This window comes from Falsiroseomonas sp. (assembly GCF_051860665.1).
Lineage (GTDB): Bacteria > Pseudomonadota > Alphaproteobacteria > Acetobacterales > Acetobacteraceae > Falsiroseomonas.
On record NZ_JBHYDM010000032.1, the window covers coordinates 21,278 to 32,051 of the forward strand.

Annotated in this window: 11 protein-coding genes; all 11 read left to right on the forward strand. The window is 69.4% G+C overall.

The features are described from left to right. Positions 1-13: 13 nt before the first annotated feature. The 11 genes from ACTIF1_RS22305 to ACTIF1_RS22355 all read left to right on the forward strand — a co-directional run bounded on the left by ACTIF1_RS22305 (position 14) and on the right by ACTIF1_RS22355 (position 10,766). A complete protein-coding gene (locus ACTIF1_RS22305; RefSeq protein WP_439598653.1) occupies positions 14-565 on the forward strand; it encodes a chemotaxis protein CheD in 552 nt (183 codons plus the stop codon). After that, a complete protein-coding gene (locus tag ACTIF1_RS22310) occupies positions 565-1,593 on the forward strand; it encodes a protein-glutamate methylesterase/protein-glutamine glutaminase (RefSeq protein WP_439598654.1) in 1,029 nt (342 codons plus the stop codon). Before ACTIF1_RS22305 ends, ACTIF1_RS22310 begins: the two co-directional genes overlap by 1 nt. Positions 1,594-1,675: 82 nt before the next feature. Continuing rightward, positions 1,676-2,551: a TauD/TfdA dioxygenase family protein gene (locus tag ACTIF1_RS22315; protein WP_439598655.1), complete on the forward strand. Its 876-nt coding sequence runs from the start codon at positions 1,676-1,678 to the stop codon at positions 2,549-2,551. A gap of 58 nt (positions 2,552-2,609) precedes the next feature. Next, the gene (locus tag ACTIF1_RS22320) at positions 2,610-3,647 is read left to right on the forward strand and encodes an ABC transporter substrate-binding protein (RefSeq protein WP_439598656.1); all 1,038 of its coding nucleotides are present in this window, start codon (positions 2,610-2,612) and stop codon (positions 3,645-3,647) included. After that, entirely contained in the window at positions 3,647-4,276 is a 630-nt protein-coding gene (locus tag ACTIF1_RS22325; protein ID WP_439598657.1) for a cysteine hydrolase family protein, read from the forward strand. Before ACTIF1_RS22320 ends, ACTIF1_RS22325 begins: the two co-directional genes overlap by 1 nt. A gap of 96 nt (positions 4,277-4,372) precedes the next feature. Then, on the forward strand, positions 4,373-5,128 hold the full coding sequence (locus ACTIF1_RS22330; RefSeq protein ID WP_439598658.1) for an ABC transporter ATP-binding protein: 756 nt from the start codon (positions 4,373-4,375) through the stop codon (positions 5,126-5,128). 10 nt (positions 5,129-5,138) lie between these two features. Then, positions 5,139-5,957, forward strand: coding sequence for an ABC transporter permease (locus tag ACTIF1_RS22335; RefSeq protein ID WP_439598659.1), 819 nt, complete (start codon positions 5,139-5,141; stop codon positions 5,955-5,957). Next, positions 5,954-7,102 (forward strand): acyl-CoA dehydrogenase family protein, encoded by a 1,149-nt coding sequence (locus ACTIF1_RS22340; RefSeq protein WP_439598660.1) that lies wholly within the window; start codon positions 5,954-5,956, stop codon positions 7,100-7,102. The genes ACTIF1_RS22335 and ACTIF1_RS22340 overlap by 4 nt, the downstream gene beginning before the upstream one ends. Then, entirely contained in the window at positions 7,099-7,968 is an 870-nt protein-coding gene (locus tag ACTIF1_RS22345; protein WP_439598661.1) for an amidohydrolase family protein, read from the forward strand. Before ACTIF1_RS22340 ends, ACTIF1_RS22345 begins: the two co-directional genes overlap by 4 nt. Continuing rightward, positions 7,965-9,410, forward strand: coding sequence for a class I adenylate-forming enzyme family protein (locus tag ACTIF1_RS22350; protein WP_439598662.1), 1,446 nt, complete (start codon positions 7,965-7,967; stop codon positions 9,408-9,410). The genes ACTIF1_RS22345 and ACTIF1_RS22350 overlap by 4 nt, the downstream gene beginning before the upstream one ends. Positions 9,411-9,566: 156 nt before the next feature. Beyond that, positions 9,567-10,766: an efflux RND transporter periplasmic adaptor subunit gene (locus ACTIF1_RS22355; protein ID WP_439598663.1), complete on the forward strand. Its 1,200-nt coding sequence runs from the start codon at positions 9,567-9,569 to the stop codon at positions 10,764-10,766. Positions 10,767-10,774: the final 8 nt, after the last annotated feature.

Here is a 10,774-nt window from a genome sequence, read left to right on the forward strand (position 1 = left end):
GCAGCAGGCGTGCATGAACCCCGCGGCCGGCCGTCGGATCATCAAGGTCTCGCCCGGCGAGCACTATGTCACGGCCGCGGCGGAGGAGGCGATCGCCACTGTGCTCGGCTCCTGCGTCGCCGCCTGCATCCGCGATCCGGTTGCCGGGATCGGCGGGCTCAATCACTTCATGCTGCCGGAGAGCCGCGAAGGTGTCTGGGGTACGGGCGAGGCCAGCCTGCGCTATGGCAACTTCGCCATGGATCGCTTGATCGACGACATCCTGCGGCGCGGCGGCCAGCGGCCGAGACTGGAGGTGAAGCTCTTCGGCGGCGCCCAGCTTGCGCAGGACCGCGGCCAGATCGGCGGCCGCAATGTGAGTTTTGTCGACGCTTATCTGAAGCAGGCGCATATCAGCCCCGTGGTGCGGCAGCTGGGTGGGCGGCAGGCCCGCCGCATTCTCTACATGCCGGTCAGCGGCCAGGCCTTCATGATGCTGCTGCCGGATGCGCCGGCCAGGCAGGCTTGGGCGCCGCGGGGCGCGGCGCTTGATGCGGGGCCGCTCCCCGCCGCGGAGATGATCTGATGCCCGTGAAGGTCCTGGTGATCGATGACTCGGCGCTGATCCGCCAGCTGCTAACCGAATTGCTGTCGCGTGATCCCGGCATCACCGTGGTCGGCACCGCGCCCGACCCCATCATCGCGCGCGACCGCATCAAGGCGCTGTCGCCGGATGTGCTGACGCTGGATATAGAGATGCCGCGCATGGACGGGCTCAGCTTCCTCGAAAGGCTCATGGCGCTGCGGCCGATGCCGGTGGTGGTGATCTCCACGCTGACGCAGAAGGGCGCGGAGGCGGCGCTGCGGGCGATGGAACTCGGCGCGGTGGATTACGTGCCGAAGCCGCTGATCGATATCCGCAGCGGCATGCTGGAACTGGGGGCGGAGCTTGTCGCGAAGGTGAAGGCCGCCGCCGCCGCACGGCCCCAGGCCCGGCAGGCGCGCACGCAGGCGAGCGCGCCGCTGCAGGTGGATCCGCGCCTGTCCACCGCCGGGCGCATCGTCGCCATCGGCGCCTCCACCGGCGGCGTCGAGACGCTGCAGCGCATGATCACGCGCCTGCCCGCGACCACGCCGGCGCTGCTGGTGACGCAGCACATGCCGGCCGGCTTCACCTCCTCCTTCGCCCGGCGGCTCGATGCGCAATGCGCGATGACGGTGACGGAGGCCGAGGATGGCCGCCGGGTGATGCCCGGGCACGTCTATATCGCGCCCGGCGCGCGGCACCTGGAGCTGGTGCGCGATGGCGCGCATTTCGCCTGCCGGCTGCATGACGGTGCGCCGGTCTCCGGCCATCGCCCTTCGGTCGATGTGCTCTTCGCCTCCGTCGCCGCCGTGGCAGGGCGCGCGGCGATGGGCATCATCCTGACCGGCATGGGGCGGGACGGCGCCGCGGGGCTGCTGGAGATGCGCCGCGCCGGCGCCCGCACCCTGGGGCAGAGCGAGGCGAGTTGCGTGATCTACGGCATGCCCAAGGCGGCCATGCAGGCCGGCGCGGTGGAGCTGGAAATGCCGCTGGACCGGCTGACGGAGGAGATCGTGACGCTGCAGTAGCGCTTGACCTCGCCCGGCCGCTGCGGTTCCCTTTTCGCGTCACCATCAGCCTCGCCTGATGCACGAATGAAGGGGAACGCCCATGAACCATGTCACGGCAAAGACCGGGCCACGCTACCGCCATTCCGCCGATGCCGCCGAGCCCTATCGCAGCATCACGGTCCAGAAACTCACCCCCATCATTGGCGCGGAGATCGGCGGCGTCGACCTCGGCACGCCTTCCGCCCAGCAGATGCAGGAGATCCATCGCGCGCTGGCCGAGAACCTGGTGATCTTCTTCCGCGACCAGCAACTGACGCCGCAGCAGCATCTCGATTTCGGCCGGCAGTTCGGCGAGCTGCACATCCATCCGGCGGCGCCGACCGAAGGACATCCCGCGCTGATGATCATCAAGGCGGATCGCGACAGCCCGCGGGCCAATGGCGAGTTCTGGCATTCCGACGTCTCTTGCGACGAGGAACCGCCGATGGGCAGCATCCTCTACATCAAGCAGCAGCCAGAGGTCGGCGGCGACACGCTGTTCGCCAGCATGTACGCCGCCTATGACGCGCTCTCGGACCGGATGAAGACCTATCTGGAAGGCCTGACGGCCGTGCATGACGGGGAGGAGGTCTATCGCGGTACCTATGCGAATCTCGGCGTGCAGGACAAGCCGGTGTATCCGCGCGCGGTGCATCCGGTGATCCGCACGCATCCCGTCACGGGCCGCCGCGCGCTCTTCGTCAACAAGGGTTTCACGCGGCGGATCCTGGACATCCCGCTGGATGAGAGCACGGCGATCCTGGACTATCTGTTCGAGCACAGCGCCAATCCGCTGTTCCAGTGCCGCTTCCGCTGGCGGGCGAATTCGGTGGCCTTCTGGGACAACCGCTGCGCGCAGCACCGGGCGATGTGGGACTACTGGCCGGCGACGCGCTACGGCAACCGCGTGACCATCCAGGGGGATCGCCCGGTTTAGCTGCTGGGATGCAAGTGCCATTGACGGCGGGGCCGGCACGGTTTCAGCTTGGGGCGCCATGCCCGAGGAGCTGACCATGCCGAACCCGACCCTTTCGCGCCGCGCCGCGCTCGCCCTGGGCGGCGGCGGGCTCGTGGCCATCACCCTGCGCGATGCCGGGGCGCAGTCCGCGCGGGCGATGACCTTCGTCACGCCCTTCTCCTATATCCTGGCCTTCGTCGACGTGCTGAACGCCAAGGGCGGCGGCTATTTCGAGCGTGAGGGGCTGGACGTGACCATTGAGCAGGGACGCGGCTCCGCCATGGCGGTGCAGCAGATCGTGGGCGGCGGCGGGTTGCTGTCCCGCACCGGGGTCGGCGACCATATCCGCGCCTCCTCCCGCCCTGGCGGCGACGACCTGATCGCGGTCGGCACCATCAGCCAGGGCTCGCCCTTCTTCGTCATCAGCTCGCCGGCCAAGCCGGTGCGCACGCCGGCGGATATGATCGGCAAGACCATCGGGGTGCTGTCCGTGGGCGGCGCCACCGAGATTGTGCTCGATGTGATGCTGCAGGATCGCGGCCTGGACCGGGCGCGGGTGGCGCGGCAGGTGGCGCCCAATTCGCCGGCCGGGCTGCAGCTGATCGCGCAGGGGCGGCTCGATGCCTATATCGTCTCGGCCGGCGTGCCGGTGGCGCTGCAGGCGGCGAATACGCCGCATGTGTCCTGGAACACGGACGATGTCGCGCCGATCCCGGGCCAGTGCTACATCGCGCGCCGTTCGACGCTGGCGCAGAATGGCGACCTGGTGGTGCGCTTCCTGCGCGCCGTGAAGCGCTCGCTGGACGACATGCTGGCGGATACGGATCTGTCGAAGACGCTGGCCAATCTGCGCGGCTTCGAGATTGCCGAGATGCGCAACGCCGCCACCGCGCCGCTGATCCTGCGCAACGAGATGCAGTTCTGGCTGACCGCGGGGCGCGAGAATATGCTGCGCAACGTGCCGGACCGCTGGCAGCGTGGCTACGACCTGATGGCGGCGGCGGGCTTCGCCCCGGCGGGCGTCAAGGCCGAGACGCTCTATACCAACGAGTATGTCGAGCGCGCGCTCGCCTGATGCGCTTCCGTCGAGGCGAGGCGGCGCTGCTGCTGGTGGACTACCAACGCGGCTTTTTGGATCCGCAGGGGTTCGTGGCCGCGCAGGGGCGGGATGTCTCGGCCTGCGCCGAGGCTGCGCGACAGGGCTATGCGCTGGCCCGCACGGCGCGCGCCGCGGGCATGCCGGTGATCTGGACGCGGCATGTTTTGCGTGCGGATCATGCCGATGGCGGGCTGCTGACGACGGAGCTGCGGCCGCGGCTGGGCGAGCTGCGCGCGCTTGCCGCCGGCAGCGCCGATATCGAGATCCCGGACGAGGCGGGCGTGCAGCCCGGCGACGTAGTGCTCGACAAGCCGCGCTACTCCGCCTTCTTCGGCACGGCGCTGGATGTGGTGCTGGCCACGCGCGGCATCCGCGCGCTCATGGTCGGCGGCGTCACCACCTCCATGTGCGTCGAGAGCAGCGTGCGCGACGCGGCGCAGCGCGACCTGCGCTGCTTCGTGGTGCGCGATGCCGTGGCGGATTTCGACGAGGCGCGCCACGCCGCCTCGCTCTCCGCCATGCAGTTCGGTTTTGCCCGCGTCATCGGCGCGAACCAGGCTGCGGTTGCCATCGCGGCGGGGGAGGCGGATTTTCCGCTTGCCTGAAACGGGATGGACAGCGGTGGACAGGCGCGCGATCCTGGCGGGATGCAGGCTGCACACACATCACCCGAACACCACCCGGCCATCGCCTTTCAGGCCGTGGAAAAATGGTACGGCACGCGCGATGAGCCGGTGCATGCGCTCGCCGCAACCGATCTCGCGGTGGCGGAGGGCGAGTTCCTCGTGCTGCTCGGCCCCTCCGGCTGCGGCAAGACCACGCTGCTGCGGATGATCGGCGGGCTGATCGCGCCGACCTCCGGCGAGATCGCCATCGAGGGCCACAGCCTCTGGCGCAACGGCCAGCGCCAGGCGGAGGCGCTGTCCGACCTCGGCATGGTGTTCCAGGAGGCGAATCTGTTCCCCTGGCTCAGCATCGAGCAGAACATCGCCCTGCCGCTGGAGCTGAAGGGCGCGCCGAAGGCCGATCGTGCGGCCCGCGCCCAGGCGCTGGCGAAGCTCGTCGGCATCCAGGGATTCGAGAAACGCTGGCCGCGCGAGCTGTCGGGCGGCATGCGCCAGCGCGCCGCCATCGCGCGCGCCCTGTCCTACGACCCGCGCATCCTGCTGATGGACGAGCCTTTTGGCGCGCTGGATGCGATGACGCGGGAGGCAATGAATATCGAGCTGCAGCGCATCTGGATGGAAACCCGCAAGACTGTCGTGCTGGTCACGCATTCGATTGCGGAGGCGGTGTTCCTCGCGGACCGCATCCTGCTGCTCTCGCCGCGCCCCGGTCGCGTGGATATGGAGGTGCAGGTGCCCTTCGCGCGGCCGCGCGGGCCGGACCTGCAATCCACCCCCGAATTCCAGGCCATCGTCCGCCAGCTGCGGCACCGCCTCAACGAGATCAGCTGAGGGCGCCGCGATGACCGCAAAACCTGCCCCCGCGCAATTCGCCAAGCGCTTCGTCACCATGGATGGCGCGCTGCCCTGGATCACCACGCCCATCCTGCTGGCGCTGCTGGTACTGATCTGGGATTCCTATGTGCGCTACGCCGGCGTTTCGCCGCTGATCCTGCCGCGCCCGGGCGCCGTCTGGACCGCCTGGCTGGAGATGCTGCGCGACCCGCGCGCCTGGCACCACACCTGGATGACGGTCTATGCCACGCTCTCCGGCTTCGCCTATGCCAGCGTCATCGGCGTGGTGCTCGGCGTGCTGATCGCGCGGCTGCGCTGGCTGGAGCTGACGCTGAATCCCTTCATCGTGGCGACGCAGGTGATCCCGAAGGTCGCGCTGGTGCCGCTCTTCGTGCTGTGGTTCGGTTTCGGCGTGACCTCGAAGGTGATCGTCGCCGCGGTGCTCGCCTTCTTCCCGATCCTGACCAATACGGCAATGGGCGTGAAATCCATCGACGAGGGGCATCGGGATGTCATGGTCTCGCTGAATGCCACGCGCTGGCAGGTGTTTCGCCGATTGGAGTTTCCCTCCGCGCTGCCCTTCATCATCACGGGGCTGGAGATCGGCATCGTGCTCGCCATCATTGGCGCCGTGGTCGGCGAATACCTTGGCGGCAATGCGGGGCTCGGGCATCTGCTGATAGCGCGGCTGAACGCCTTCGAGACGGATCAGATGTTCGCCGTGCTGATCCACATGTCGCTGCTGGGCTTCATCTTCTATTTCGCCATCGGTGCGCTGCGCAAAATGCTGGTGCCCTGGCATGCCTCGGCCGGGCCACGGGTGTGACTCCGGAACAGGCGCAGATCCTCGGCTCGGTCGAGGCCCTCTTGGCGAAGCGCCTGCCGCCCGCCGAAATCCGGCGGCGCGATGCGGGCCATGTGCCGCCCTACGACCTGCTGCCGGAGATGGGCGAGCTCGGCCTGTTCGCGCTGGCGGTGCCGGTGGCGGAAGGTGGGCTTGGCGCGGATTGGGCGACGGTCGCGCTGGTGCAGGAGGCGCTGGGCCAGCACGCCTATATGGCGGCCTCCATCTTCAACCGCGTGGTGGGCTTTGGGCTGGCGACGATCCGCGGCCATGGCAGCGCTGCCCAGCGCGCCGAGATGCTGCCGCTGCTGATGACGGGCGAGGCGTTCTGCGCCCTGGCGCTGACGGAACCGCAGGCGGGCAGCGACGCCGCCGCCATCCGCACACGCGCCACGCGTCAGGCCGGCGGCTGGCGCATCAATGGCCGCAAGACCTGGATCAGCGATGCCGAGGGCGCGCGCTGGCTCATCCTGCCGGCCCGCACGGGGCCGGAGAAGGAAGGGGCGCGCGGCATCTCGCTGCTCCTGGTGCCGACGGATGCGCCCGGCATCGTCATGACGCCGCTGCCCAAGGTCGGCAACAACTGCATGCCCAGCTTTGACATCGGGCTGCAGGATGTGGACCTGCCGGAGGACGCCCTGCTCGGCCAGGAGGGCCAGGGCTTTGCGCATCTGATGTCGACGCTGCACTACTCCCGCGCCTCCATGGCCGCGACGGTGACCGGCGCCGCGGAAGCCGCGCTGCGCATCGCGCTGGATCATGCGCGAAATCGAGAACAATTCGGCCAGCCGATCGGCCGCTTCCAGGCCATCGCGCATCGTCTGGTGGATATGCGCCTGCGCGTCGACCAGTCCCGCCTGATGGTGCGCCACCTGGCCCGGCTGATCGACCAGGGCGCGCCCTGCCGGCGCGAGGCGGCGCAGGCCAAGATCATCGCGACCGAGGCGCTGCGCGACGTCGCCGATGCCGGCATGCAGATCATGGCCAGCGCCGGCTACTCCGCCGAGAGCGACATGCAGCGGCTGTGGCGGGATTCGCGCCTCTACACTTTTGGTGAGGGCGCGAACGAAGTGCTGCGCGATTCCATCGCGCGGGAGATGGGTCTGACTTCAAGGGGGAAAGCGTGACAGGCATCCGGGCGATCGATGCGGTGGTGAATATCTGGACGCCGGAGGCGCTGGCCGGCCGGCCGGACCGCACCGGCTTCTACACCAGCAAGATGCGCGTGAAGCGCGAAATCTTCGAGGGCATGAGCCTGAAGGACATGATCGCGCGCATGGACGCCGCGGGCATCGAGAAGGCCTTTCTCATCGCGGCCAAGGTCGGCCGGCTCGGCCATCCCGCCTGCTACCATGTGGACTACAGGCTGGTGGCCGATGCGGTGCAGGCGCATCCGGATCGCTTCTATGGCCTGGCGGGCCTCGACCCGACGGAGGGCATGCGCGGTGTGCGCGAGCTGTCCCGCGCCGTCACCGAATACGGTTTCATCGGCGCGCATTTCTATCCGCATTGGTTCGAGCTCGCCCCGGACCATGCCAAATGGTACCCCTTCTACGCGAAGTGCGCGGAGTTGGACGTGCCGGTGCAGCTGCAGGTCGGCCAATCCATGGTCTATGACCCCAGCTATCCGCTGCGCTCCGTCGGCCGCCCGATCGCGCTCGATGCCGTGGCCTGCGACTTCCCCGAACTGAAGATCATCGGCATTCATGTCGGCATCCCCTGGACCGAGGAGATGATCGCCATGGCCTGGAAGCACAGCAACGTCTTCATCGGATCCGACGCGCATAGCCCGCGCTACTGGCCGGACAGCTTCAAGCACTACATTCGCAGCTATGGCCAGGACAAGGTGATCTTCGGCACGGATTTCCCGGTGCTCGACTTCGGCCGCACCATGGCGGAGATCGCCGAGCTGAACCTGCCCGAGGCGGTGCTCCAGAAGTTTCTGCGCACGAATGTGGAGCGCATCTACAAGCTGGATGGCGTGAAGGCATGAACCTCGCCGATGCGCTGGACATCCACGCCAAGGCGCGGCCTGGCCACATCGCGCTGATCGACGGCGCGCTGGTGCTGACCCATGCCGAATTCGTCGCGCGCGTGCGGCGCATGGCGGCCTGGCTGCAGGGGCTCGGCCTGCCGGGTGACCAACCCATCGGCCTCTGCCTGCGCGACACGGCGCAGCATGTGGTGGCGCTGTATGCGGTGGCGCGCGCCGGCCTGCCGATCCTGCCGATGGATGTGCGCTGGACCGCCGAGGAACAGCGCAATGTCGCGGACCATTTCGGCGCCTCGCTGGTGCTGCAGGAGCCGGATGCGTCACCGCTGCCCGGCCTGCGCTGCGACACGCCGCAGGAGGTCGATGCAACCGGCGCCGAATTTGCCAGCGATCCGGAAGCACCCTTCGTGCTGTCGCTGTCCTCCGGCACCACGGGCCGGCCGAAGGGGCCGCTGATCGCGCACAAGCATTTCCTCGCACGCTTCCGCACGCATTGGATCAATCTCGGCCTGAACGGCCGCGACCGCTTCGTCTGCGCCACGCCGCTGTATTTTGGTGGCGGCCGCACCTTCGCGATGTCCGTTCTCTTCGCCGGCGGCACGCTGATCCTGAAGCCGCCGCCCTGCACGCCGGAGGAGCTGGTGGCCTGCGTCGCGCAGCACGGCGCCACCAGCCTCTTCCTGGTACCGACGCAATTTCGCCGGCTGCTCGCGCTGGACGATGCCGCGCTGGCACCGCTCCACAACCTGAACCTGCTCTTCTCCTCCGGCGCGCCGCTCTCCGCCGAGGAGCGGCGCGCGATCCGCGACCGGCTCTGCCCGCGCTTCTTCGAATATTATGCGAGCACCGAGGGCGGCGGCGTCTCCCTGCTGACGCCCGAGGATCTCGCCACGCATGGCGATACGGTCGGCCGCCCCGTCTTCGGCGTGGAGGTGGAGGTGGTGGACGACGCCGACCGCCCCCTGCCGCCCGGCGAGACCGGCCTGCTGCGCTACCGTGGCCCCGCCTGCGCCACCGGCTACTACCGGGACCCCGAAGCCTCCGCCGAGGCTTTTCGGCACGGCTGGTTCTACCCGGGCGACCTTGCCTCGCTGGACAGCGAAGGCTTCGTCACTCTGCGCGGGCGGCAGAAGGACATGATCATCCGCGCCGGCATCAACATCCACCCCGCGGATATCGAGGCGGCGCTGACCGCCCATCCGGCGGTGGCGGAGGCCGCGGTGCTCGCCTGGCCCTCGCCCGAATTCGGCGAGGAGATCGCGGCCTTCGTCCGCCTCGCGACACCGGTGGAGCCGGAGGCGCTTCTCGCCTTCGCCCGCGCCCGGCTGCCCCGGCCGAAATGGCCGCGCGAGGTCTTCGTGCTGGACGACCTGCCACGCAACAGCGCCGGTAAGGTTTTGAAACGCGACCTGGCGCAGCGCCTGCCGCCGCTGCCGCGCTGATCGGCGGCGCAGGAGGCCTTTGTTAAGGCAAGGCATGGTTCCTGCCATCCGGGCGCATGGCGCCGGATACCGGCGGTTACAACGCGGCGGCTTGACTTGCGATGGAAACTGGCGCGTATCGCAACGCGAAAACTAAGCAGTTTCCAAAGAGGTCCCATGTCTCCACAGCATGCTTCGCGCCTGCCGCTCCGCCTGCCGGCGCTCGGGCTGCTCGCCCTGCTGGCGGCCTGCGAGGAGCAGCCGGTGCGGCCGGCCGCCGCCCAGGGTGCCGCCCCGCCGCCCACGCCCGTCACCGTCGTGACCCTGCAGCGCCAGGAAGTGCCGGTGACCACGCTGCTGCCCGGCCGCACCACTGCCTTCCAGGTCGCCGAGGTGCGCCCCCAGGTCGGCGGCGTGGTGCGGGAGCGTCTGTTCACCGAAGGCCAGGTGGTGACCGCCGGCCAGCCCCTGTTCCAGATCGAGCCCTCGAGCTACGAGGCCGCGGTGACCCGCGCAGAGGCGGCTTTGGCCCGGTCCGAGGCCACGGTGCGCGGCGCGGCGGCCACCGCGACCCGCTATCGCGCCCTGGTGCGGTCCCAGGCCGTCAGCCAGCAGAGCCTGGACACGGCGGAGCAGACGCTTCGGGAAGCGCAGGCGGATGTACTGTCCAATCGCGCGGCGCTGGATAGCGCACGCATCGACCTCGGCTATACCCGCGTCACCTCGCCCATCGCAGGGCGCAGCGGCCGCTCCAACGTGACCGCCGGCGCGCTGGTCACCGCCAGCCAGACCACCGCGCTGGTCACCGTGACGCAGCTCGATCCGATCTATGTCGACGTGACGCAGCCGAGCTCGCTGCTGCTGCAGCAGCGCCGCGATATCGCCAGCGGCGCGCTGCGCCGCGCCTCCGCCGACCGCGCCGCGGCCCGGCTGATCCTGGAGGACGGGACGGAATATGCGCATCCCGGCGAGATCCAGTTCTCCGAGGTGATCGTCGACCAGGGCACCGGCTCCGTCACGCTCCGCGCCGTCTTCCCCAATCCGGACCAGCTGCTGCTGCCGGGCATGTTCGTGCGCGCGCGGGTCGAGGAGGGCGTCACGGACCGTGCCATCCTGGTGCCGCAGCAGGCCGTCTCCCGCACCCCGCGCGGGGAGCCGGTGGCCCTGGTGGTGAATGCGGAGGGCGTGGTGGAACAGCGCATGCTGCAGGCCGCCCGCGCCATTGGCACCAACTGGCTGGTGACGGAGGGGCTCGCCCCGGGCGATCGCGTGGTGGTGGAGGGCGTGCAGCGCATCCGCCCCGGCGCACGGGTGAATGCCACCGAACGCGCACCCGCGCCCGCCGCAGCGCCCGCCGCCGCGCGGCCCGCGAGCTGAGGCCCCGC